Origin of the sequence: Sorangium sp. So ce1036 (genome assembly GCF_051369805.1) — a bacterium.
In the GTDB taxonomy this organism is placed as follows: domain Bacteria; phylum Myxococcota_A; class Polyangia; order Polyangiales; family Polyangiaceae; genus Sorangium; species Sorangium cellulosum_F.
Map to the genome: position 1 here is coordinate 3,675,952 of NZ_JBBMOX010000001.1, position 22,739 is coordinate 3,698,690.

Genomic DNA, 22,739 nt, shown 5'->3' on the forward strand with positions numbered 1-22,739 from the left:
GTTCGCGCTCTCCTGGCTACCGATGTTGTGCAGGGGCGAGGTGAGCAGGACGTCGGCGGCGGGGCCGCCCTCCCGGGGGGGCTCCGGAGGGCTCAAAGCCCCGGGATGGGCCCGCTCGCCGGGTCGCCGTACTCCGACAGCTCGACGCCGAAGTAGTTGATGATGGAACAATGAAGCGCGCCGGTAGGACGTCCGTTCGACTTGATGACACGGCCTGTCTGGAACCCCCCCACATGCCCCGCGAGCATGATGGGCATGTTGGTCCGAGCGTGCGAGTCGCCGTCGCCGTTCTCGGACGTGTAGAGCACGAGCGACTCGTCGAGCAGGTTGCCTGTCGGCGTGGCGGCGGCCTTCATCTTGTTGAGCAGGTACGCGAAGCGGCGCACCTTGAACCGCGAGGTCTGGACGACGCGGGCGTTGGCGATGCGGCTCGCCTCCGCCTGCGGCAGCCCGTCGAGGTCGGTCGCGCGGTCGCGATCGCCGAGCTTGTGCGAGATGAAGTGATCGCTCCAGTCGCCCACCCCGTCGGGCAGATCGTACCCGCGGAAGTCCAGGCCCCAGCTGTTCGAGTACTGCAGCACGAGCACGCGGGTCAGGTCGCAGGCGAGCGCGAGGAGCCCGAGATCGATCATCTGCTTGACCTTGCCGTGCAGGTCCTGCCCCCGCGGGGGCGCGCCGGGGATCGCGCAGCTCGACGCGGTCGTGGACTGGATCTGCTTCTCCAGCTCGAACACCGACTCGAGGTGCTGCTCCACGCGCACCCGGTCCGCGGCGCCGAGGCGCTGGTTCAGGCGCCTCGCGTCCTCCCGCACCCAGTCGAGGACGCTGGCGCGCCGCCGCCGGATCGTGTCCATCTCCGCGTTCGGGTTGCCCATGCTGCTGAACAGCGTGTCGAACACGGCGGCCGGATCGCGGAACGCGTCCTCGACCTGGCCGCCGTCCCTGAACGAGATGAAGCCCTGCGTGACGGCCGTGTCGCCGGTGGGAGACAGGTTGAGGCTGCGGAACGGGGTCTCGCCCGCGATGTGGTTGGCCAGGTACTGATCGAGCGTGGCCTTGCGCGGGACGGCCTCTCCGCCGCCGTCGGTGTGGGCGCAGAGCGCCATCGCCGGGCTGTGGATGTCGGAGCAGATCTTCTGATGGTCGACGCCCGCCACCATCGTGACATCCCGCCAGATCGGATCCTCCGCGGGCCACTCGCGCTCGGCGGCGAAGCCGTTCATGTCCACGAGGCACGGCGTCAGCGCCTCCGCCGAGAGCGGCCCCTCGGCCCGCGGGTGCCACGCGCCGGGATCCGTGCCATTCGGGACGAAGAACGCCACGAAGCGCTTCGGGTCGGCCGGCGCGGCGCTGGCGCGCTGCGGTCGCATCGCGTCCAGGAACGGCAAGGCGACCGCGACGCCGGCGCCGCGGAGCAGAGCTCTTCTCGAGATCTTCACTGGCGACACTCCTCTTCGGTCCGCTGGACGCTGGGCGAGCACATCACTCCGGGGCCCTCCGCAGCCGGAAAGACGGCGACTGCACGATGGCGGTCAGATAGGCGCGGAACCGGTTGCCCTCGAGCGCGAACGCCTCGGCCGCGGCGTCGATCGCGCAGAGGTCCTCGGCCGCCGGCTCCCGCCCCTGGGTGTAAATGAACAGCTTCTTCGCGACGCACGCGGCCAGATCGGGGCTCCGGCGGAGCTCCGCGGCCAGGTCCGCGAGCGACTCGAACGACTCGTTGGCTGCGCCCGCGAAGCGCGGCTCCAGCCCGAACTCGTCGATGCGGATGCTCCCGTCGTACCGCCCGTCCTTGTCGTACTGGGCGAACCCGACGCCGAGCGGATCGATGAGCGCGTGACACCCGGAGCACGCCGCCTCCGTGTTGCGCTTCTGGATGACCTGGGGGTAGGTCAGGCCGGACAGCTCGCTCGCCAGCTGGTCGATGAGCCCTGCGGGGAACTCGATGTCCTGGCAGAGGAACGCCGCGCGGAGCCACTGGCCGCGCACGGCGAGGAGGTCGCCGTCGTTCTTGGCGCTGATGAGGCTGGCGTGCGTGAGCAGCCCCGTGTTCGCCCGGTGGTGATCGGCCGGGAACTCCACGCGCGTCACGCCGTCGCCCGACACCTCGAGGCCGTAGAACGCCCCGAGCGCCGGGGTGACATACGTGTGGTTCGCGGTGAGCGCGTCGAGGAAGTCGGCCCCGGGGGTGAAGGCATGCTCGCCGAGCACGCGCTCGCTCTCGGTGATCATGTCGTCGAGCAGGGCGGGCGTCCAGCCGGCGCCGGGGTCGACCGGGGCGCGGAGCGCCTCGAAGCTCAACCACTGCTTGAAGAAGGCGTTGAAGAAGATCTCCGTCCGCTCGTCGTCGACCATCTCCTTCGCGACGGCGTCGAGGCCCTCGGGGGCGTCGAGCTCGCCGGCCTCCGCCCGCGCGAGCAGCTCGGCGCCCGGGGCCCGGCCCCACAGCGTGAAGGACAGCCGCGAGGCGAGCTCGAGCGGCGTCAGGGGGGACGTCTCCGCGCCGCCCGCGCCGACCTCGATCCTGAACAGGAAGCTGGGCGAGGTGAGCAGCGCCTCGATCACGAAGCGGAACGCATCCAGGTCGTCCTGCGCGACCTCCTCCGCTCGCCCGATGAGGTCGTCCACCTCCTCGGCGGCCAGCGGCCTTCGATACGCGAGCTTGCCGAAGCGATGGGCGAAGCCCTCGAGGCAACCGGCGGCCCCCGGCTCGCAGCCGAGCACCTCTGCCCGGCGCGCCTCGTCCGCCATGAGCTCCTGTCCGAGCGTCTCCGCGGTCGCGAGGTAGGCGCGGAGGTGCTGATCCGACACGTTCTGGAGGGCGGAGATCGTCCGGAAGCCGCCCTGGCCCGTGTCTTCCGGGATGCCGTCGACGGCGGGGGGCGCGTCGAGCTGGAACAGGTCCTGGAGGGTCAGCTGGTACTCGAGCCTGGACAGGCGGCGCAGGACGCTGGGGCTCGTGCTGGCCACGCTGCAGTCCACCGGCCCCCCGCCCGAGCTCGAGGCGCCCCCGCCGGGCGCCGAGCCGCCGCCGGGCGCCGCGTCGCCGCCGGCGGGCGAGGTCTCCCCGAGCCGCCCCGTGCAGGCGGCCCCCGTCAGGCCGAGGAGCACCAGCGCGGACATGCCCGCCGCGAGGGAACGACGGAGGAACGGTACCGATCGAACGGCGTCGGGCATGGTCTTGCTCATGGACTGGTCAGCCATTCAGGTGGAGCGCGCCTGGTCGAGGCCGAGGTGGTCTGGCGATGCGCCGAGCAGTAGCCAGGATGTAGAAATGAAGCAAAACGGTGCTCAAGTCTCCGAGGACACCCCGGGGGTGAGGTGATATTCCCGTCGAGCACACTTCTGATCACGGCCCGTGTCCTCGGCCGGCGCCGGGCCCGCGTTGACGCCGGCGTCGCGCCGGAGGTCGTTCAGCGCCGCGCGCGCGCGGCCGGACGATGGAGACACCGAGACCCGAGCGACAACCGTGTTCCCTCCCTCGGCGCCCGGAGCGGCAACGGCCTCTCCGCGCTCACGGCGCCTCGCAGGAGACGCGGTGGATCGGCGCCTTTTCGCCCTCGCCGATCGTCACGTAGTCCCATCCGCCGGGCACCCAAGCGATCGCCTCGCCCTGCTCCTCGTCGGCCACCGGCAGCTGGCAGGGCGGGGCGGCCAGCGCCTGCGCCACGGTCTGGTCCGGCGTCATCGGGTAGAAGAAGACATGAGAGGAGGTCCGCAGCAGCACGCCGCTCCCGTCCGGGTGCACATCGCCGCTCGTGAAGCTCGCGCTCCCGGCGGGCGCCTTGATCGAGCCCGCCGCGACCAGCACCGCCGACGACTGGGCGCCGGCGGGCGGCGCCGGGAGCTCGTAGATGCCCGCGCTGCCCTTCTTGACCTTCGTCACGACGGTGATGGCCCCCGTGGTGGGGTGAACGAGCAGCGTCTCGGCGTCGTGGCTCCCGTCAGGGTACGAGAGCGAGATCGCGTCGGCGAGCGCCGTGCGCGGCGCAGCATCGAGCGTGTCCGGCTCCCTCACGCGGTAGATGGCGTAGCCGTCGCGCTCGCTGTCGTTGTCGCCGATGTCCGCGAAGAACAGGCAGTCGCCGCCCTCCGCGCCGCAGGGGCCGCGCGCGACCTCCTCCCAGTCGATCGCGGTCGCGCGCGCCACCTCGATCTCGCTCCGCGGCGCGCCGTCGAGCCCGATCGCGAAGAAGCGCGGGTCGTCGCCGGAGTCGTTGTGCACGTAGAGCACGTCCGGGTGCGTCCGGCCGGCGACCGCGCCGGAGCACTCGTCGATGGGGCCCTCGGGGAGCGCGCCGACCGGCGTCGCCGCCGCGCAGCGCGGGCAGCCCGAGCTCCGCACCTCCGGCGGCTCCGCCCCCCCGCAGGCCGGGACGAGCAGCGAGAGCGCGAGCGTGAGCCGCGCCAGCGGCGCCGCGGCAGGCCCGCGACTCCCCTGGAGCAGGCGGGGGAGGCGCGGTGATTTCAGGGGGGTGCGGAGGTCTCGTCGTGCGGGCATCGGTGTCGTCTGGGTCGTCATGGTGGTGAACTTGTGACATCCATCGCGGCGCGCCGCCTGGGCCGCAAGCGGCGTGGCCGCGTGAGGGGCGTGCCCGCGGGGCGCCGCGACGTCACGATCGCGCTCGACAGCACGACCCGGACCGGGGCCTCCGTTCGCCCGCGGCGCTGACGGATGCGAGCGCCCCGCGGTGGCGCGGCGCGGCGCCCACGGATTGCGTGGACGTGTCATGGAGTTGACGCCCCCGGGCAGGAGCCCTATGGATCTCGCGTGCCCGCCCGACGGGGCGTGAGGCTGGGTCACGGCCCGGGGCGAGCGTCGGACGTCATGAGGTCGGCCTCGCGAGGCTCTCCTCGTGACCTCACGAGGGAAGGGGGGCAGTCATGAAATGCGTCGCAAGGATCCTCACCGTCTGCGCGCTGGCGGCGGGGGCTTGCCTCTCGCCGTCGCAGGCATCGGCGGAGGACACCCTGCTTGTGCAGGATCATTTCATTCCGCGGCTGGGCGCGTCCGTTTACTCGAACCCCGTGATCTACGGCGACGGCGTGGTCATCAGCTATCTTCACCCGAATAGCCCGCTCCGGCGCATGTACTCCGATTATCTCGGGTACTTCCACGCAGATCCGGGCGATGTCATCCTCATGGCCAACGGCGCCAGGATCAGGGATGTCCATCAGCTCGCGCGCATCATCCACGATCTGCAAGGCGTGCTGTACATCACCGTCCGGGACACGAAGACCGGCAAGATTCTCAGCGGCCGTACGCAGCTCTGATACCGCCTCGCTCAGGCTCGTCCCTGTCGCCGCGATGATCGTGCGCCCGATGTCGTCGCCGGCGTGGGACCTGACCCGATCGGCGCAGGGGTTGCCCCGGCTCGCTCCCGCGTCTAGGCTGGCGCCCGATTGGCTTCATCCGTGCTCAGCGCCCCACGCCCGTCCGCGTTCTCTGACTTCGTCTTGCTGCTGGTCGCCGCGGCGTCGAAGCTCGGCTTGCCCGTCGAGGCGGTCCTGCAGGACGCCGCGCTGCCGCCGGCGGCGCTCCGCCAGCGCGGGCTACCGATCTCCCTCAGCGCGGCGCGGCAGATCTGGTCGTCCGCCGAGCGGGTGAGCGGCGATCGCCTGCTCGGGCTGCACGCCGCGGAGAGGCTCGAGATCGGCGCGCTCGACATCCTGGATTACCTGACGCGGAGCAGCCGCAGCTTCGGCGAGGCGGCGCACCGCTTCATCCGCTTCTCACCGCTGCTCGCCAGCGCCGGCGTGCTGAGCTTCCAGGTGACCGGCCGCCGCGCGCACATCCGCCATCTCTCGCAGGACGGCGTGCCTGCGGTGTCGGAGCTCATCGTCAGCCTGGTGGTGCTCCGGGCGCGAGCGTTCTCCGGGGAGGACATCCGGCCGCTGTCCGTGCGCTTCCGGCACCGCGGCGCGCGCGTCCCTGGCGAGTACGATCGGGTCTTTCGGGCGCCCGTGGAGTTCGAGGCCCCCTGCGACGAGCTGGTCTTCGATCGGGAGCTCCTGGACGTGCCGTTCCACTCCGCCGAGCCGCGCCTCTGCGAGATCCTCGAGGGGTGCGCGACGGCGCGGCTGCAAGCGATCGGCGCGATCGACGGGGCGCCGGCCGCCGCCGGATCGAGCCTCCTCGGCGAGGTCCGGCAAGCCCTCCGGATCTGCATCGCCGAGGGCAACCCGAACGTCGACCGGGTCGCCGAGCACCTGGGCGTGAGCGCGCGGACCCTGCAGCGGCAGCTCCGCGAGCACGGGACGTCGCATCGCGCGCTGCTGGCGGAAGCGCGGGCCGGGATCGCGAACCGCTACCTCGCCGCCTCCGGCAATCCCACGCGGCGCGCGCTCGCCGCCGAGCTCGGCTATGCGAGCCCGCGGTCCGCGTCCCGCGCGCTGCGACGCCGATGAGCGGAGGCTCACCGGCGCCGCAGCCGCACGGATCCCGAGCGCGCTAGATCCTGGGCGGCGTCGCGCCGGCGCCGCCTGGCGACGTCACGGATACCACTGGATCCGGAGCTGCCGGCTCCCCGTCGTGTTCACCTGGTAGATGACGTCGCTCGCCGTGCCCGGGAACGGGACGGTCGTCAGCGACGACCAGCTGTTCGCCGGGGCGCTCTGGGGCGCGCCGCCGTTCACCGACACGCTGACGCCGTCCAGCGGGACGCCGTCGGTCGGGCTCATCTGCAGCGTCAGGCTCGCCGGGGTCCAGGCGGTCGGCAGGTTCGCCCTGTCGATCCGGAAGCAGGCCGAGCCGCTCACCGTCGCGGCGATCGCGGAGCTCATCGCGCCGAGGTCCTGGCAGGGCGGCGCCGGATCCTTGTAGATCCCGAACGTGTACTGGCGCGTGAACACCGGGACGCCGGCGCCGCCCGCGTGATCGGCGAACACGGTGACATCGTGGCTGCCCGTCTCGCTGAACTGACCGACCTTCACCGAGTAGACGCCGTCGCCCGCCGCCGCGTCGCCGTGCGCGGCGGCCCCGTCGTCGTGGAACGACAGGGGCGTGACCGCCCCGCTCGGTGAGGTCATCTCGGCGCTGACCGCGGCGCCCGTCACCGGGCTGCCGAGGTGGGTCACCTCGGCCTCGATGACGAGCGGCGCCGTCCCGACGTGCAGCGCGCTCGGCGTGACCCGGAGCGTCACGGTGTCGGCCAGGGTCGAGACGGCGGAGTAGAGGTAGATCGGCTGGTCCGAGTTGTTGGTGGCGCAGTACTGCCAGAACCCCTCCTCGTAGGTCTCCGTCATGTTCAGCGAGAACCGCTTGAAGTTGTCGGCCGAGAAGAAGGTCAGATCGGAGCCGGATCCCGCGTAGTTCGCCTCGGTGATCATCGGCGTCGGGTGCAGCGACGGCGGCAGCAGGTGCACGTCGGGCGCGGCGTCCCCGACGAAGATCATCGTGAAATCGACGATCTGGGCCGCCGAGACCAGCGTGTCCGCGCACGTCGTCGCGTGCGGCGGGATCTGGGTCAGCACCTGGTCGATCATCCCGCCGTCGCGGCAATCGTTCGCCATGCGGTTGAACGCGCCGATCAGCTCGAGCTGGTCGAGCTCCGTGTCGCTGTCCGCGCGCAGGTAGAGCCCGGGCGAGAAGCCGTAGTTCGCGGCGATGTCGCTCATCATCGCCTCGTCCGCCCCCGACCCGAGCGCGATCGAGTGGACCTCGTCCACGCGGGCGAAGTAGTCCGCGTAGAAGTCGCTCGGCGCCGGCGGCGTGTTGTGCTGCCCATCGGACAGCAGGAGGACGCACTCGCGCGGTCCCTTGATCGGGTTCTCCGCGGCCAGCATGTCGAGCGCCTGCTCCAGCCCGGCGCCGATCGAGGTCGAGCCGCTCGCGACGAGCGCGTCGACGGCCGCGCCCAGGCCCGACGCCGGGAGCGCCGTCAGCGGGTACGTGATCGACGCGGCGTCGGCGTAGCTCGCCACGCCGAGCATCTCCGTGAACGGCTGCGACGCGGGCACGTTGGTCGACACGAGCGTGTTCCAGTAGATCTTGGCGGCTCGCTGCGCGAGATCGATGCCGGCGCCGGCCATGCTGCCGGACCGGTCGATGATGACCACGTGGTTGGTGTCCTGCGGGGCGACCTGGGCCAGCGCCGTGGAGATGCCCGCCGCGCTCGCGAGGAGGCCGCCGGCGACGCCTGCGAAGCTTCGAAATGCGTGTCTCATCGTCTCTTCCTTCCTCTGCATGATCGAACAGGGATCCTCTTGGGATGCGCGCCCGGCGCCGGCCGTACCGCGTGCGACCAGCGCCGGGCCGCGCGCCGGCCGTCAAGGCCTCCGGAACACCACCTCGAGCCTGGGGCGCCGCGACGCGTTCGCGTGGTCGCTCGACGTGAAGCTGACCTCCCGGTACCGCGCCGCCTCGCTCTCGAGCCGCATCATGAATCCATGATTGCCCGCGGGCGCGGCCAGCATGTCCCGCACGAGCCGGGTCACGTCCACGTCCTCGTAGTCCTGGCCCGTCGACGCGCTCTGGGGGAGGAGCACCTGATTCGCCGTCGTCACCGCGGGCTGGCTCGCCCAGGTCACCGTGCTCTCCTGCCAGGGCGCGGTGACGCGCTGGAGCAGGAACGCGTTGGATCCGCCGTGCGTCGAGTGCCCGGGGGGCAGGCCGTTCGCGGAGCCCTGGCCGTACAGGCGCGCGTCGGGATCGGCGTACAGGCTGAGCCGCGCCCGCTCGATCGTGGAGCCCGCCGGGATGGCCGAGAGATCGAAGCCGAACAGGCTCCGGGTCACGTACTCGACGCCGTTATTGGTCCACTTCCCCGCGGTCAGGTTCACCGAGGCTCCGTGGTTGGTCCCGGCGCTCGCGCTGAAGCTGTTGAGGGTCGCGTCGATGCCGGCGCTCCCGGGCTGCAGCGTCAGCCGCTCGGGCGGGTTCTGGCACTGGCCGTTCACCGTGAAGACGCCGCCGACCGCGTCGCATTGCGACGCATAGGTCGGCGTGTGGCACGTCCCGTCCGGCTCCGTGCAGGCGCCGATCGGCTCGGCGCCGCACGCGTCGATCTCCGCGCAGCTGCGGCCGCTCACGAAGTAGCCGCCGGCGCCCTCGCAGCTCCCGCTGGAGGTGACGCCGCCCGTGCCGAGGTCGGTGCAGCCGAGCGACCGGCAGCACGCGCCCTTGGTCTCCGGCGTGCAGCTCGACGAGCAGCCGTCGCCGCCCTGCGCGTTGCCGTCATCGCACTGCTCGGACGGCTGCAGCACGCCGTCGCCGCAGCAGCGCTCGACGGTCACGCCCGTGCTCTTCACGACGGAGCACCGGGCGACGTCGCCCTCGGGGCCCTGGCACGCCCCGCTCACGCACGTCTGCCCCGGTCCTGTCGTGCAATCCGCGTCGTCGTCGCACGCGCAAGGCACGGTGTCCTCGGAGTGGTCGTCGAAGCAGGCCTCCACCTCGGCGAGCCACGCCTCGGAGAGGGCGCTCCGGTGCACGAGGTTCGACGCCTCGAATCCGTCGCTCGGGTTGTACAGCAGCGCTGCCGGGTCGAACGTGGGCGTCGGCGTGTTGATGACGGCGCCGCTGAAGCCGCCCAGGCGCAGCAGGTTGGAGACGGCGGAGCGCTGCGTGTCCAGGCAGCCCCAGTGCTTGAGCAGGTGCAGGTGCGCCTCCTGGCACGGGAAATCGAGGCCGCCGCGCGAGCCGCTCACCGGGCCGACGTAGGTGCAGGTCCCGGACACGAACGCCTCGGCGAGCGCGTCCTGGTCCTGCAGCCAGTCCATCATGGGCTGGCCGTCGATGCAGAGGTTCTCCGTCGTGGAGACCTGCTCTCCGAGGTTGAAGCCGAAGTCGATGACGTCCTGCACGCCGCCCGTGACGTCGCCCGTGGTGGGGGGCAGCGGGTCCTCCGGGTAGAGCGGCAGCTCCTCCTTGCACCACGTCAGGAAATCGCCGGTGTCCGACGTCGCCGTCGCGTAGCGGGTCACCTCGTCCGGCTGGTAATTCGTCACCTGGCCGAACGAGACGCTGTCCCAGTGGTACGTGGCCTCGAGCCCGGGCTGGAACTTCGCCTTCTCGACCGAGCCGATGTCCCAGGACCTCCGCCAGTCCCAGAGCGTGAACGTCTTCGGCTTCCTGAACAGCTTGACCTCGAGGCCGACGTGAATGCCCGCGTTGAGCGCGGCGATCAGCTCGATCTCGGTCATGCCGTAGCTGGCGATCGCGTGGGCGGGCTCGGTCTGGTTCTCCATCGCCCAGAGCACCTGCTCCGCGTACTGGACACCGGACTTCGTCGCGCAGACGCCGTCGGTCGTGCAGACCTGACCATGACCGCAGGCCGTGTCGGCGGTCGCTGCCTCGTAGGTGCAGCGGCGGGTGCACGCCCCCTCGACGCACGTGCGGCCCGGCTCGCTCGCGCAGGTCGGGTTCGGGTTCGGGCTGCACATGCAGTCGACGGGGGTGCCGCCGACGGCGCACAGCCTCTTCACGGGGTCGCAGGTCTCGCCGCTCGCGCAGTCGGCGTCCGACGCGCAGCCGCACGCCGACTGGAAGCCCGCGTGCAGCGGATGGCACCCGGGGCCTCTCCACTCGACCACATCGCTCCGGGTCTCGGTGACGCAGCGGTAGGCGCCGAAGGTGCCGGGGCACTCGGCCTCCGTGACATCGTACACGACCGCTCCCGGGACGGACGCGTCGCAGTCGCCGGCGATCTTGCGGACCGTCGACGGCAGCGTATCGCTCACGTAGAGGTCGCCCGAGGGCAGCACGGCGACGCCGCCGGGCAGCTCGAAGACGGCGTCGTCGGCCAGCCCGTCCTGCCACGTGGTGCCCGGCGCGCCGGCGATCGTGGTCGTGGCGCCGCTCTCCGGCTCGAAGCGCCGGACGCGACCGGGCCGGTTGCCCTCGCCGATGAACACGCTGCCGGAGCCGTCGACCGCGAGCGCCTGCGGGGAGGTGAGCTGCGCGGCCGTCCCCACGCCGTCCGCCGAGCCCGCCGCGCCGTTGCCGGCCACGGTGGTGACCGTCGCGGTCGCGATCTCGAACCGGCGCAGCGCGTGGTTGAAGGCGTCGGCGATGTACAGGTTGCCGCGCCCGTCGGCGACGACGCTGGTCGGCTCCGCGAACCGGGCGGCCGAGCCCACGCCGTCGACGTTCCCGGCCGCGAAGGCCTGGCCGGCGACGACCGCGGACGCCCCCGTCGACAGGTCGACGCGGAGCAGCGTGCGCGCGCCGCTGTCGGTGACGTACAGGCCACCTCCGTCCACGGCCACGTCCCGCGGCGTGCCGAGGATCGTGCGGTTGGCGACCGTCGTGACCTGGCCGCTCGACAGCGTGAGCTTGCGGACCGTGCGATTGCCGCGATCCGCGACGTAGAGCGCGCCGTCATGGAGCGCGATGCCCGAGATCGTGGTGAACCGCGCGGCCGTGCCCACGCCGTCGGTGGAGCCCGAGGCGCTCGACCCCGCGATCGTCGTCACCGCGCCGCTCGTCAGGTCGATGCGGCGGACGGCCGTCCGGTCCGCGACATAGAGCGCGCGCGCGGCCGGATCGTACGCCAGGTCGCCGGCCTGGAGGAAGCGCGCCTGCGCGTACGTGCCGTCCGTGAGGGAGCGCATCCCCGCCTGGCCGAAGGGCGATGACGCCACGGGGAGGCAGCACACGCCGTGCTTCTGGCAGCCCGAGATATCGGGCAGATCGTCGCTGCGCACGTCCGTCGTGCAGGTGCCGTCGTCATTGCACTCCTGGCACGTCTTGTTCGCGTTCCACTTGGCGGTGAAGCCCGCGTTGAAGGCGGCCTTGAGCTGCTTGGCCGTCTTCTCCTTCAGGAAGGTCGAGAACAGCTCGTACGAGAGCTTGCCCGGGTTGCACAGCTCCTCGGTGATCCCCGTCCAGTCGTCGATGCAGGCGCGGCCGCCCGCGACGAAGGAGATGCAGCAGGAGTTGTTGGTGTCGAGCGGGGTGCAGCCGAGGTTCAGCCCGGACTCCTCGACGAGCCGGTTCGAGCAGTAGGTCTGATCCTTGTGGCTGAAGACCGGCTTGCACTCGAGGTCCTCGGCGGGGTTGCTGTTCACGAGCGCCTGCTCGAGCGCGGTGTTGAGGTCGACCACGCCGCCGGAGCCGCTCGGCCGGAGATCCACCGAGAAGCCGATGCTCGCCTCCACGCCGATCTTCAGGCGCTTGCCGAGCGGCACGCCGAGGAAGAGCTTCGCGCCCACCTCGGGCCTCACGGAGACCTCGGTCCCCGCCTCGGCCGTCACGTCCGGCGCCTGGAACGGGTGCATGTCGCGACCGAAGTCGGCGTCCTCGAGCTTGTGCTTCGAGTGCTTGCTGAGCGCCTCCTGCAGGCGCTTGCGCATGAGATAGGCCTCGTCGTACCACTCGACCCCTGCGCCGAGCCGGAAGTACGGGATGAGGAACGCGCCGGGGACCGGAGGAATCGGGATCTTCTGCAGTTCCCTCTCGATCGGCTTCATCCGGAGATCGAGGTTGAGCGCCGCGGCCATGACGGCGGCGGACCGCCCCTCCCACGGCTCGACCGGCTCCGCGAGGTCCCTGGGCCAGGTGGCGGGGGTCGGCGCGCCGGCCGGCGTGTAGTCTGCCGTGTAGTCGAACGGCATGTAGGTCCCGATGAGGAACTCCTGCGGAGACACCCGGCCGTCGCCGTCGGTGTCGAGCGAGCGCATCTGGTCCTCGTCCGCGAGGTAGAAGACGCCGAGCTTCTTCGCGGCGTCGAGGCTGACGCCGCCGCCGCCGGAGTGGCCGAAGGCCTCGATGCCGAGGGGGGCCTCGCGGTTGAACCACCTGTACCCGTCGAGCTGCATGTTGAACTCCATCCCCGGGAGGATGCTCAGCGTCTCGCCGAACGCCGTGACGGCGAACCCGCCGGTGCGCATCTGAGCGCGCCGCTCCGCGCTCAGGTTGTGCGACGTGTAGCGGCCGCCGATGCCCCACCTGCCGTCGCCGCTCTCCGCCAGCGCGGCGTACGCGCCGTGTCCGGCCCAGGGGATGCACATGTGCAGATCGGGCCGCTGCGCGGAGTAGCTGCCGAGGTGGTAGCCCTCGGTGTAGAGGTCGATGTAACACTGGATCTTCGCGAGCAGCTCGGTGGCGTTCTCGAGCTCGCCGCCGAGCTGGCTCAGGAAATCAGCGAACTGACCGTCGGCGATCTCGCCCGCTATCTTGTCGAGCCACTTGACCGTGCTGAGGGCCCATTTCAGCTTGCCCGCCTCGCTCTGCTGGATGTCGTTGGCGAGCCAGACGAGCACCCCCGTGGCGCAGTCGTTCGCCGGCGTCACGTTCGCGTCGCAGAAGTTGGTGCACTCCTCGTAGGTGATCTTGTCCTCCTGGATGACGTCCAGGCACTCCGGAACGACGCGCTGGGAGCAGATGCACTTGCCCTTGTCCGCGTCCTCGATCGTCCCCGTCTCGAACTCGCTGATGGCCTCGGTCGTCTTGTTGAGGATGGAGGACAGGAGCTGCATCGACTGCAGGACGTGGAAGTTCGTCGTGATGTTCTGCAGGTCGGCGCCCTTCGGGTTGGGGTTCGCTGGCATCTTGCCGAGCAGGTTCGGATCGCACGCCTGGACCTTGAACTCCACGCCGCCGCCGGAGCCGCCGGAGCCCGTGCTGCTGGAGCTCGTGCTGCTGGAGCTCGTGCTGCTGGAGCTCGTGCTGCTGGAGGATCCATCGAACGTCTGGAACTCGGGCGCGGGCCGATCGGGCTGCTGCGACCAGGTGGGCCAGCTCGGGGCGCCGCTCTGGCAGCCCACGTCGTCCGCCGCGCACAGCGCCTGCTGCGCGCTCCCGATGGGCTCGTCGCCCGGAGCGTCGGCGCCGGCCTGACAGCCGGCGGCCATGCCCAGGCACAGGAGGAGTGGCAGCCTACCCGCGCGTCTTGAATGATCGAGGGCGGCGCGTGAGTGAATGAGCTGCTGACGCAGCAGCGCGGACCTGCGGAGTGTCATGGATTCAACCTCAGCGGCCTTGCTGGCCGGGATGAGAGAGGACAGGAAGCGCGGTGACCGGCCGCCGGGCCGATCTCGGGGCGGCTAACGGTCTCCCGTCATTGAACGAAGTAGCCTGTCGGGCGCAGGCCATGCAGACGACAAAGCGCGCCAGGGGGTGACAAGACGCGCCAGGCGCCGCCCCGCCCGTCAGCGTCCGGCGCCGATGCGCACCCCGGGGCGACGGCCGTTCTCGACGCGACGCGCTGCGGCGCTGCGACAAATGGTCGCATTCACGGATGCGGGCGCCCCCACTAAGCTGCACCAGCTTTTCGAGTGGAGGTTCTTGAGATGAAGACCGCGATTCACCTCGGTGCGGCCGCCGCTGCGGCCGCACTGTTCACCGCGACCGCCGCGATGGCGCACATCTCGGTGTCGGGCCCCGCGTTCGCCGGCGCGACCCACGAGGCCAGCTTCGGCGTCGGCCACGGCTGCGACGGCGCGGACACGTACCGGGTCAAGGTGCAGATCCCGTCCGGGGTCACCTCGGTGCGCCCGATGGACAGCGCATTTGGCAAAGCCGTGCTGGAGAAGGACGCGGAGGGCAACGTCACGGCGGTGGTCTGGACGAAGCCCACTGTCGAGGACGTGCTCCCCGCGGACACCAACTATTACAAGCTGACGGTGCGGTTCAAGGCGCCGGATACGCCGTTCAAGACGCTGCACTTTCCCACCATCCAGACGTGCCGCACCGCGGATGGCGTCGAGACGACGGCGGAGTGGGTCGACACCTCGGGCGATCACGGCAGCCACGGCACGGGCGGCGACGCGCCGGCCGCGCTCCCGGCTCCGGCGCTGATGATCCTGCCCCCGCGCGCGCCCGGCTGGAACAAGTACACCGTGAACGAGCACGTCCACGATCTCTCGGTCTTCAAGGATGCGCTCATCGTCTGGGCGGGGAAGGCCGCGTACAGCCCGAACCCGGTCACCCTCGGCCTGATCGAGGCCGAGCCGGACACGGAGGTGCTGTCCGAGATCCATCCTGGCACCGAGATCTGGGTCAAGTACTGAGCAGGGGAGTCGGACGATGCGCTGCTGGCTCCTCTTGATCGCTGCTTGCGTGCTGTGCGGGTGTCCCGACGAGTCGCTCTCTCCCGCGCCCACGCCCGGCGCGGGAAGCGACGCGGGTTCCGGCGGGGCGCCCGCGCTCGGCGCCGGATCCGGCGGGGCGCCCGGGACCGGCGCGGGCCCCCGGCCTGATCCCACGTCTCCGCCCTCGCCGCTCGATCGCCCCGCGGATCTGCCGCGGCCACCGGGCAGCAGGCTGCCGGACGACCTGAAGCCTCCTGTCCGCTGAGCGGGGGCGCACGCCGCGGCGCGCGCCCCCCGCTCACTGGAGATGATCGCGATAGAACTGGTCGCGCCACGCGAAGAACCGGGCGTACGCCGGGTCCTCCGCGACCGCGGTCACCGCCCGGCCCGCGAGGTCCGGGCTCACGACGTAGCGCGAGCGCGGGAACCTGAGCGGCTGCACGAGCGCGACGGCGGCGATGTCGGCGAACGAGGGCTCGTCGCCGACGAGGTATTTCGAGGTCTCCAGGCGGCGGGTCAGCTCCGCGAGCGTGTCGCGCACCACCCGCTCGGCCTCGTCGAGCTGCTGCGCGAGGGCGGGCACGAGCGGCCGGGCGCGGCGCACGCCGGCGGCCAGCGCCGTGACGATCGCGGCGAGCGGGCGGGACATGCTGCGCTTCACGGCCTCGATCACGGCGGCGTCAGGGTCGGAGACGACGAGGAGAAGCGGCGCCATCGCGCCGAGGGTCCTGTCGAGGCGGTCCTCGAGGGCGAGGACCTCGTTGCGCCTGTCCGCGTCCGCGGGGAGGAGGCTGCGGGTCTCCGGAAAGGCGCGCTCGAGGTAGAGGCCGATCTCGGTCGAGTCGGCGATGACGGTGCCGTCATGCTCGAGTACGGGGAGCTTTCGCTGGCCGGAGAGGCGGACGATGCGGATCTGATCGAGCCCGGGGAGGTGATCTTCCACGCGGTAGTCGAGACCCTTGAAGTCGAGGCAGGCCCTGGCCTTCTCGGAGAAGTGGCTGAGGGCGAACCGGTGGAGGACGAGCGTCATGCCGGCATGGCTATCACGGGGGCGAGAGGGGCGGAACCTCGCGCGCGCGCCCGCGCTCAGCCCTGGCGCTCATAGTAGTCCTCGAAGTTCCGCCGCGCGTCGGGCTTCGCGTAGCCGAGGAGGTGCCTGTTCGACGCGAACACGCCCGGGAATGCGCGCAGGAGCTCCTCCGCCACCCCCCAGTGGAAATCGCGGAAGTCGAAGCCTGGCGCCACGGCCTCGCCGATCAGGCAGTAGTCCCCTTCCTCCAGGTGCGACGCCTTCCAGCAGCCGCCCCGCACGACGAGCTGCATCACGTCGCCGCGGCGCAGGTCCGGGCCGAGCCGCTGCGTCTCGAGCCGCCCGTCCGGGTGGATGACGGAGTACGTCAGCGCGGCCCCGGCGTGATAATAATGCACATGATCGGAGAGGTTCATGCACCAGTGTCCGACGGGGCGGCTCCTGTCGAGCAGCCAGTAGATGCTGGTGAGCACGTTCCGCTCGGGCGGGGTGCGATCGGTCTGGACGACGGAGCCGGCCGGATCCGTCAGCCCGTTGGTGGTCATGGGGGTCGAGCCGCTGCGGAAGACCTCCCGGAAGTAGCCGCCTTCGGGGTGGGGGATGAGGCCGAGCGATTCGATGAGCTCTCGTGCGTCGCGCATGGGTTTCTCCACCTTCCGGGGGTCGCCCCTTGCCACGGCGGCGCCCCGCTGGCCGGCCATTATGGATCATTCGCGCGCCGTCCGGGCGCCGCGGCGCGCCTCGCCCCCGCGCGGCCGAGGTCCCTGGGGAAGCTCCTAGGCCCGGTCGAGCTCCGGGATCAGCGCGCCGACCCGGCGCATGCTGTCCATGACGGCCTCGTGGGGCAGGCGGCCGACCTGCTGGAAGCACATCAGGCGATCGATGCCGAGCTCCTGGTAAACGCGCATCTTCCTGAGGCACGTCTCCGGGCTGCCGACGATGAGCGAGTCCTGCTCGCGCAGGCCCTCGAACACCTCCTCGTTCGGGACCTCCTCGCCCTGCATGATGCGGGCGATGATCGCCTGGGCCCTGGTCGTCGCGGGCGACTTCCCGGCGCGCTCGCGCAGGAGCTGGCCCGTCAGCCCGCCGCCCGCCGGGTCGTTGAGCAGCGCCTGCTCTTCGGCGAAGGTCTTGAGGAAGTGCTCCTTGGCCTCGAAGAACGTGAACGACCCGTTCGTGTACCACGCGGCCGCGGCGGCGGCGCCGTTCTCCATGGCCTGCCGGTCGGTCTCGGCGCAATGGACGAACGTGAAGAACGCCACCTGGTCGTTGACGAACGCCCCCACCGGGCGATCGCACCGGCGGATGGCCTCGCGGTAGATGCCGATCCACTCCTTCACCTGCTCGGGCGGCGCCCACAGCGTGACCCCGAGCGCGCCGACGCCGTTGCGCCCGGCTTGCTCGAACGAGGCCAGGCTCGAGCAGGCCTGCCAGAGGGGCGGATGGGGCTTCTGGTACGGCTTCGGGACGATGGGCACGTTGCGGATGTCGAGCTCGTCGCTCTTCCAGGAGAACCGCTCCTGGGTCCACATCTTCGGGAGCATCTCGAACGCCTGCTGCATCTGCGCCCGCGTCCGGTCCGGGGGGATGTTGAAGGTGCGCCACTCGGGGATGGTCGACCGGGCGAGGCCGAGCTCCAGGCGCCCGCCGCTCAGGTGGTCGAGGAAGGCCGCGCGCTCGGCGACGCGGATCGGGTGGTTGAAGTTGAACGGCGCCAGCACCGAGGAGTGCCCGAGGCGTATGGACTTCGTATGCTGCGAGATCGCGGTGAGCATGAGCTCCGGGGCGGAGGAGTAGCTGAACTCCTCGCCGGTGTGGTGCTCGACCTGCCACCAGCAGCCGTAACCGAGGCGATCGGCGAGCTTCGCTTGCTCGAGGGTGTTCTGGATGAGCCTGTGCTCATGGTCTTCCGGCCACGGACGAGGACTCTGCATTTCCGTGAAGATGTCGAGCTTCATTGCGCCTCACAAGCAAGGGGGAGCGAGGAGAATCGATCCGCTCGAGGCGAAAGACAAGTTGCTTGCTGTTCCCACATCGGAGCACACGATGGGGGATGTCTACCCGGAGGCGTCGTGGTTGCGAGCTGGCCCACGTGCGGTGGGTGTGCGCCGAGGCCCAGGGGCGTCTTGGCTCGCTGTTCGCGGGACGCGGCCCGTGTGGGATGTTTGGCGCGCTCATCATGGCGTCTCCCCCTGGAACCCACGCTTCTCCCATCCCACCTCGGCCGGTCGCGGGGCGTCCAGCCGGCGCGTCGTTGGCCTGGTACACGATGTCGAGGTCGAGCGGATTCACTGGGGCACCCTGAATCGCTGTTGCCATGCGGCCCACCACGATGAGCTCGATGTCATGGCGCACGAGCGTGCGCCCGCGGTGGGTGTGCGCCGAGGCGCAGAGGCGCCGCGACTTGGCCAGCGCCGTGACCCCGGCGCCCGCGTCGCGGAGGGCTGACGGTGCTGCTCGGCGCGGCGCTCAGGGCGCTCGGCGCTTCTCGTCGAGGGTTGCCTGGAGCAGGAGCAACATCGCCCGATCCTTGGGCCTCGTCAGCTTCGCCTTCACCTCGATCAGTCGCTCCAGCGACAGGACTCGGATGGGCAAACCGGCCACCGCGAGCATCATCGAGCTGGGTAGGAGATCCTCCTAGAGTACCGATCACGTTGAACAAGCGAGAGATCAACCGCCAAGACACCAAGGACGCCAAGAGTTGATTCTCTTCTTGGCGTCCTTGGCGCCATGGCGGTTCGAATTTCTGCACTTTCAGGCGGTTTCAACCCGTTTGTCGCCCTAGCTTCGCCACCAGCTTCGGAAACCGCTCCTCGAGCGGCTCCTCCTCATCCTCCACGTCCTCCGCCCCCACGTACCGCCCCGGCGTCAGCACATGCTGGTGCGCGCGCACCTCCTCCAGCGTCGCGCCCTTGCAGAACCCCGCGACGTCCTCGTACTTCCCCGCGCCCTTGTCGCCGCGCCATGCGTGGTAGGTCCCCGCCACGCGCGCAACATCCTCGTCCGTCAGCTCCCGCTGCGTCCGGTCGATCATCCGCCCCAGCTTCCGTGCATCGATGAACAGGATCTGCCCCCGCCTGTCCCGAAACCGCCCGTTCTTCTTGTCCCGGGCCAAAATCCAGAAGCACACCGGGATCTGCGTCGAGTAGAAGAGCTGCCCCGGTAAGGCGACCATGCAGTCGACGAGGTCCGCCTCCACGATCGCCCTCCGGATCTCCCCCTCGCCCGACTGGTTCGACGACATCGACCCGTTCGCCAGCACGAATCCCGCCTGCCCCGCCGGCGCGAGGTGGTGGATGAAGTGCTGCACCCACGCGAAGTTCGCGCTCCCGGCCGGCGGCGTGCCGTACTTCCACCGCACGTCGTCCTTCAGCCGCTCCTGCCCCCAGTCCTTCGCGTTGAACGGCGGATTCGCCAGGATGGTGTCGGCCTTCAGGTCCTTGTGCAGGTCGCGGTGGAACGTGTCCGCGTTCTCGGGGCCGAGGTTCGCCTCGATGCCGCGGATGGCCAGGTTCATCTTGGCGAGCCGCCACGTCGTCGGGTTCGACTCCTGCCCGTAGACGCTGATGTCGCCCACGCGCCCGCCGTGCTCCTCGATGAACCTCTCGGACTGCACGAACATCCCGCCCGAGCCGCAGCACGGGTCGTACACGCGGCCCTTGTACGGCGCGAGCATCTCGACGAGCAGCCGCACCACCGAGCGCGGCGTGTAGAACTGCCCGCCCTTCTTCCCCTCGGCGAGCGCGAACTCGCTCAGGAAGTACTCGTACACGCGGCCGAGGATGTCCTTCGACTGGTCCTCCCTGGCCCCGAAGCCGATGGTGCCGATGAGGTCGACGAGCTCGCCGAGCCGCTGCTTGTCGAGCTGGGGCCGCCCGTAGTTCTTCGGCAGCACGCCCTTCAGCGACGGGTTGTCGCGCTCGATCGCGACCATCGCATCGTCGATGAGCTGGCCTATCTTGGCCTGCTTCGCGCTGGCCTGGACGACGGCCCAGCGGGCCTCCTTCGGGACCCAGAAGACGCGCTCGGCGCGGTACTCGTCCCGGTCCTCGGGGTCGGCGCCCTCGTCGACCTGCGCCGAGAGCCGCTGATGCAGGTCGTCGAACGCATCGCTGATGTACTTGAGGAAGATGAGCCCGAGGACGACGTGCTTGTACTCGGCCGCATCCATGTTGTTCCGCAGCTTGTCGGCCGCCTGGAAGAGCTTGCGTTCGAAGCCCAGGTCGCCGCCGCCGCGCCCCTCGGCCTGGCGGCCGGCGCCGTTCGCCCTCTTCCCGTCGGGCCTGCCGGCGGCGTGCCCGGCGTGCGCGTCGCGCTTGCCCGCGGCCTTCCCGTTGGCCTTGCCGGCGGCCGCGGGCCTCGCCGCGGGCGGCGCCTTCTCGAACGGCAGCGCGCGCTGCGCCGCGTCCTCCGCGGCCGCCGCCTTGCCGAGCAGGCGCTCGACGATCGGCGCCTTCTCCTTGCCGTGGTCGTCGAGGCCGAGCTTGCGGCAGAGCTCTTTCAGCCGGTCGCGGGGGTAGCCGAGGAGGACCGCGGACAGGTCGGCGCTGCGCGCCTGGATGATGGCGTCGATGAGCTGCTCGCGGACGCGGCGGTCGCTCACGGGGAGCTCGAACCGGGCGACGAAGGCCAGCAGCTCGTCCCGGGTGAGGTGGGTCAGTAGGTCTCGCTTGGTCGGTATGCGGGGTGATCAGGCTATGCCCGCATCGGATCGGCGATCAACGTCTCGCCGCTCCCGCAAGGCCGCGCGCACGCTGGACCTCCGGCGAGGATGTCAGCGCATGGCCGCTGCCGGCCTACCTCGGCGTCTGGCGTTTCGCCCGCGTGCTGCGGGGCCCCTTGCGCCTCGCCTCCGGGGCACGGCGCAGCGCAGCAGAACACGCGGCTCGCCACCGATCGCGATCGAGCGCATCGGTCAGCCGGACCCGATCCCACGGCGCCGGCGTTCGGCTTGCGCCCATCGTGCCGCATGGGCGCCGAGCTCGTGGACGCAAGACGAGCTCCCCGCACTCCGCAGCGTACGCTGAACCAGGACCAGGAAGCGCGCGGAGTCAGGCGATCCCCCGACGCTGGGTCGGGAGAAGCATCGATGGACGCCAGCGACGGATCCCCATAAGGTGGCGCCGTGTCCAGGAGGGGGCGCCGCATGCAGCAGTGGACGCGTGGAGCTCTTGCGCTCGTGCTGACCGGGGGGGATTCTCACCGTGCTGGCTCCAGCTTGCACGATCCTCCTGAACCGCACGCAGGCTGATGAGGAGGCAGAGGACCAGCCGGTGGAGAACGCGCCTGCGGAGCGCCCTGACGAGGACAGCGAGGCTGGCGATGCCTCGGAGATCGACGTCGGTGACGAGCCGCGGTCCCCGGAGGAGCAGGCTTACGATGAGCTGCTGAGCGTCGATCCCCAGGAGTTCACGCTCAAGACCATGGCGACCTCCTACGCGGCCGTGATGGTCGCGAGCCTGATCGAGGGTCAGGTCCCAGATCCCGCATCGATCAACGAAGAGTCGTTCGCTGCGATGGTCGATCACTATGCTCCAGGCGCCGGGGAAGCCGCCAGGCTCTGGTCTGAAACCCCGGAGGCGTTGGCCATGGCCTCGGACTACATGATCCCTGATTTCTCGTGCATGAACGAGCCCTATGGCTGCCCCTACACCACCGAATGCCCATACAACGGGGGCGTGGCGGTCTGCATGATCACGTCTTGCGGCGACGCTCAGTGTCCGTGGTGCCCCTGGGAGCTGGGGAACCTCGTTTTCAAGTCCTGGTGCTCCTACGGTTGCATGAGGAACGGCCAGATGGTGGCCGGCGCGTACATCCTGGTGTCCACATGGTGGGGAGCCGGCAGCGTCGAATGCATCTACTGGTAGGCGAGCGACGATGAAGATCACCTTCGAGGACGGGAACACCCTGAGATTCACCAGCGTCGACGGTCGGGAGGACACGGAGGATGTCGTCGATGTCTTCAACGTCATTCACTGGCTAGGTGCCTTTGCGTCCCCTCGTGTTTACCAGGCGTTCAGCCGAACGCCGCCGCGCGACCATATCCTGCGTCTCTTGGACATCTACATCGCCTATGCCAAGCGAGGTGCCCATCACGCGGTGCCGCAGGTCGAACCCGTGCTGCTCGAGCGCCGTCTGCCGCTCGCCCTGCGGCTTCGGGAGCTGTTTGAAGCCTGGGCTCCACCCGCGCTGCCCCGCGAGGCCGTCGAGATATCTCGGGCGCTCATGGAGTGCGAGGGGTTCGAGCCGCCGGCTTGTGGATGGGACGCGTACGAGGCCCCGGCGCAAGGCGGCATCACGTACGAGGACGCACTCCTCTGGCCCGAAGGCGTACCCGCGATCCTCAACGGGCAATGGCCGCCAGGACGAGATCCGCGTTGAGCTCACCGTGGCGCCGAACCATGCCCAGTCGGAGGCATGAACGCAGGGGGCGTGTGGATGCGGTCCGGCGTGCACGTCGAGCGCGGCTCACTTCAGCGTCCGCGAAAACACAAACCATAGATTGTTTTATTGTGATTCGTTCGGCGGTAGGACGTTCGCATGGTCCGCACACCCGCCGATCCGGGGCAAAGTCCCCGTCCATCCAGGCCCGCCCGCCGCCGCGCCCGAGCCGTCATCGCGCCGGTGAACCGCCCTCGTTCACGCGGAGGCGCCCGATGAGCCTCACCCCGGCCGACGTCCCCGCGATGCCCGACGCGGCCCTGCTGGAGCTCGTGCTCGGCCCGCCCGACCCGGG

The 22,739-nt window shown here is 70.4% G+C and carries 15 protein-coding genes; 5 read left to right on the forward strand and 10 right to left on the reverse strand.

Annotation, left to right across the window (positions count from 1 at the left end; translation table 11 throughout):
* Positions 1 to 92 precede the first annotated feature (92 nt).
* From WMF31_RS14145 to WMF31_RS14155, 3 genes are all read right to left on the reverse strand, one after another.
* Positions 93 to 1,439, reverse strand: a complete 1,347-nt coding sequence (locus WMF31_RS14145; protein ID WP_436602443.1) for a DUF1552 domain-containing protein — start codon at positions 1,437 to 1,439, stop codon at positions 93 to 95.
* Between the two features lie 43 nt (positions 1,440 to 1,482).
* Positions 1,483 to 3,189, reverse strand: coding sequence for a DUF1592 domain-containing protein (locus tag WMF31_RS14150; protein ID WP_436602444.1), 1,707 nt, complete (start codon positions 3,187 to 3,189; stop codon positions 1,483 to 1,485).
* Between the two features lie 325 nt (positions 3,190 to 3,514).
* Positions 3,515 to 4,501 (reverse strand): hypothetical protein, encoded by a 987-nt coding sequence (locus WMF31_RS14155; RefSeq protein ID WP_436602445.1) that lies wholly within the window; start codon positions 4,499 to 4,501, stop codon positions 3,515 to 3,517.
* 383 nt (positions 4,502 to 4,884) lie between these two features.
* Here WMF31_RS14155 and WMF31_RS14160 point away from each other — a divergent pair, with 383 nt between their 5' ends.
* Together WMF31_RS14160 and WMF31_RS14165 are read left to right on the forward strand one after the other, a co-directional pair.
* Positions 4,885 to 5,274 carry a hypothetical protein gene (locus WMF31_RS14160; protein WP_436602446.1) on the forward strand — a complete coding sequence of 130 codons (390 nt, stop codon included), beginning with the start codon at positions 4,885 to 4,887 and terminating at the stop codon, positions 5,272 to 5,274.
* Positions 5,275 to 5,415: 141 nt separating this feature from the next.
* Entirely contained in the window at positions 5,416 to 6,408 is a 993-nt protein-coding gene (locus WMF31_RS14165) for an AraC family transcriptional regulator ligand-binding domain-containing protein (protein ID WP_436602447.1), read from the forward strand.
* An 84-nt stretch (positions 6,409 to 6,492) separates the two neighbouring features.
* Here WMF31_RS14165 and WMF31_RS14170 read toward each other — a convergent pair whose 3' ends face one another.
* Both WMF31_RS14170 and WMF31_RS14175 read right to left on the reverse strand, forming a co-directional pair.
* The gene (locus WMF31_RS14170; RefSeq protein WP_436602448.1) at positions 6,493 to 8,166 is read right to left on the reverse strand and encodes a VWA domain-containing protein; all 1,674 of its coding nucleotides are present in this window, start codon (positions 8,164 to 8,166) and stop codon (positions 6,493 to 6,495) included.
* Positions 8,167 to 8,268: 102 nt separating this feature from the next.
* On the reverse strand, positions 8,269 to 13,794 hold the full coding sequence (locus WMF31_RS14175) for a DNRLRE domain-containing protein (protein WP_436602449.1): 5,526 nt from the start codon (positions 13,792 to 13,794) through the stop codon (positions 8,269 to 8,271).
* A 438-nt stretch (positions 13,795 to 14,232) separates the two neighbouring features.
* On the opposite strand from WMF31_RS14175, the gene WMF31_RS14180 reads away from it, so the two are divergent.
* Positions 14,233 to 14,952 (forward strand): DUF1775 domain-containing protein, encoded by a 720-nt coding sequence (locus WMF31_RS14180; RefSeq protein WP_436602450.1) that lies wholly within the window; start codon positions 14,233 to 14,235, stop codon positions 14,950 to 14,952.
* Positions 14,953 to 15,271: 319 nt separating this feature from the next.
* On the opposite strand, the gene WMF31_RS14185 is transcribed toward WMF31_RS14180, so the two are convergent.
* The 5 genes from WMF31_RS14185 to WMF31_RS14205 form a co-directional block, all read right to left on the reverse strand.
* The gene (locus WMF31_RS14185; protein ID WP_436602451.1) at positions 15,272 to 16,003 is read right to left on the reverse strand and encodes a glutathione S-transferase family protein; all 732 of its coding nucleotides are present in this window, start codon (positions 16,001 to 16,003) and stop codon (positions 15,272 to 15,274) included.
* A gap of 56 nt (positions 16,004 to 16,059) precedes the next feature.
* Positions 16,060 to 16,644: a cupin domain-containing protein gene (locus tag WMF31_RS14190; RefSeq protein ID WP_436602452.1), complete on the reverse strand. Its 585-nt coding sequence runs from the start codon at positions 16,642 to 16,644 to the stop codon at positions 16,060 to 16,062.
* Positions 16,645 to 16,779: 135 nt separating this feature from the next.
* The gene (locus tag WMF31_RS14195) at positions 16,780 to 17,961 is read right to left on the reverse strand and encodes an LLM class flavin-dependent oxidoreductase (protein WP_436602453.1); all 1,182 of its coding nucleotides are present in this window, start codon (positions 17,959 to 17,961) and stop codon (positions 16,780 to 16,782) included.
* A 511-nt stretch (positions 17,962 to 18,472) separates the two neighbouring features.
* Positions 18,473 to 18,598: a hypothetical protein gene (locus WMF31_RS14200; RefSeq protein ID WP_436602454.1), complete on the reverse strand. Its 126-nt coding sequence runs from the start codon at positions 18,596 to 18,598 to the stop codon at positions 18,473 to 18,475.
* Between the two features lie 169 nt (positions 18,599 to 18,767).
* Complete coding sequence (locus tag WMF31_RS14205; RefSeq protein WP_436606560.1) at positions 18,768 to 20,225, reverse strand: type I restriction-modification system subunit M; 1,458 nt, start codon at positions 20,223 to 20,225, stop codon at positions 18,768 to 18,770.
* A gap of 982 nt (positions 20,226 to 21,207) precedes the next feature.
* Here WMF31_RS14205 and WMF31_RS14210 point away from each other — a divergent pair.
* Positions 21,208 to 21,870: a hypothetical protein gene (locus WMF31_RS14210; protein WP_436602455.1), complete on the forward strand. Its 663-nt coding sequence runs from the start codon at positions 21,208 to 21,210 to the stop codon at positions 21,868 to 21,870.
* A gap of 10 nt (positions 21,871 to 21,880) precedes the next feature.
* Positions 21,881 to 22,384, forward strand: coding sequence for a hypothetical protein (locus WMF31_RS14215; protein ID WP_436602456.1), 504 nt, complete (start codon positions 21,881 to 21,883; stop codon positions 22,382 to 22,384).
* The last annotated feature ends 355 nt before the right edge of the window (positions 22,385 to 22,739 follow it).

Excerpts from the sequence above, each read along its gene's own strand:
- WMF31_RS14160 (WP_436602446.1), top strand. The coding sequence starts at position 4,885 with ATGAAATGCGTCGCAAGGATCCTCACCGTCTGCGCGCTGGCGGCGGGG.
- WMF31_RS14150 (WP_436602444.1), bottom strand. The coding sequence starts at position 3,189 with ATGAGCAAGACCATGCCCGACGCCGTTCGATCGGTACCGTTCCTCCGT.
- WMF31_RS14170 (WP_436602448.1), bottom strand. The coding sequence starts at position 8,166 with ATGAGACACGCATTTCGAAGCTTCGCAGGCGTCGCCGGCGGCCTCCTC.
- WMF31_RS14195 (WP_436602453.1), bottom strand. The coding sequence starts at position 17,961 with ATGAAGCTCGACATCTTCACGGAAATGCAGAGTCCTCGTCCGTGGCCG.
- WMF31_RS14180 (WP_436602450.1), top strand. The coding sequence starts at position 14,233 with ATGAAGACCGCGATTCACCTCGGTGCGGCCGCCGCTGCGGCCGCACTG.
- WMF31_RS14215 (WP_436602456.1), top strand. The coding sequence starts at position 21,881 with ATGAAGATCACCTTCGAGGACGGGAACACCCTGAGATTCACCAGCGTC.
- WMF31_RS14185 (WP_436602451.1), bottom strand. The coding sequence starts at position 16,003 with ATGACGCTCGTCCTCCACCGGTTCGCCCTCAGCCACTTCTCCGAGAAG.
- WMF31_RS14175 (WP_436602449.1), bottom strand. The coding sequence starts at position 13,794 with ATGGCCGCCGGCTGTCAGGCCGGCGCCGACGCTCCGGGCGACGAGCCC.
- WMF31_RS14155 (WP_436602445.1), bottom strand. The coding sequence starts at position 4,501 with ATGCCCGCACGACGAGACCTCCGCACCCCCCTGAAATCACCGCGCCTC.
- WMF31_RS14190 (WP_436602452.1), bottom strand. The coding sequence starts at position 16,644 with ATGCGCGACGCACGAGAGCTCATCGAATCGCTCGGCCTCATCCCCCAC.